Below are 504 nucleotides of genomic sequence, written 5' to 3'. Positions count from 1 at the left end.
GCCTGAGGGAACTACGAGCCGAACTGGCCCGAACTCGGAGCCGTCGAGATGATGCCGAGCTCCTGCTCGCGGAATGGAATGCGGCCTGCGCCATCGCTGACTGCGCCTTGGCGCGGGGACTGGGCGAAACGGCGGACTGGGCCAGCGCAATCTCCGCGTACCGCGAGCAATGGCTGGCGCGGAACCGGCCCGGCGGCCTGGACGACAGCATGAGCCTTCTCAAAAAACGTGCACAAGGCTAGCTGCAACTGCCCCGCTTGCGCAGGGACGGATTCGCTACCTGCCATCCTTCAGCCCCGTTTGCTCGCGGGGCAATTGACAGCGCAAACAACGGCTGGGTACGGTTTCGCGGATATGGCTCAGAACCTCACCCGCATATTGGTCACAGGGGGCGCAGGTTATATCGGTTCCGTTCTCGTGCCGATGCTGTTGCAACGCGGCTTCGCCGTTACGGTTGTTGACAACTTCATGTACAACCAGGCGTCGCTGTTGGACTGCTGCGCA

Annotated in this window: 2 protein-coding genes; both read left to right on the top strand. The window is 62.7% G+C overall.

Translation table 11 applies throughout. The features are described 5' to 3' along the window. On the top strand, positions 1-242 hold a 242-nt coding region (locus NZ740_10785; GenBank protein MCS6772483.1), incomplete at its 5' end, for a hypothetical protein. Positions 243-354: 112 nt separating this feature from the next. Further along, positions 355-504: GDP-mannose 4,6-dehydratase (locus tag NZ740_10780; GenBank protein MCS6772482.1), on the top strand; the 150-nt coding region annotated here is incomplete at its 3' end.

This window comes from Kiritimatiellia bacterium (assembly GCA_025054615.1).
In the GTDB taxonomy this organism is placed as follows: Bacteria; Verrucomicrobiota; Kiritimatiellia; order CAIVKH01; family CAIVKH01; genus JANWZO01.
Note: the sequence above shows the minus strand (reverse complement) of the source record. Positions and strands in the feature narration are given on the sequence as shown.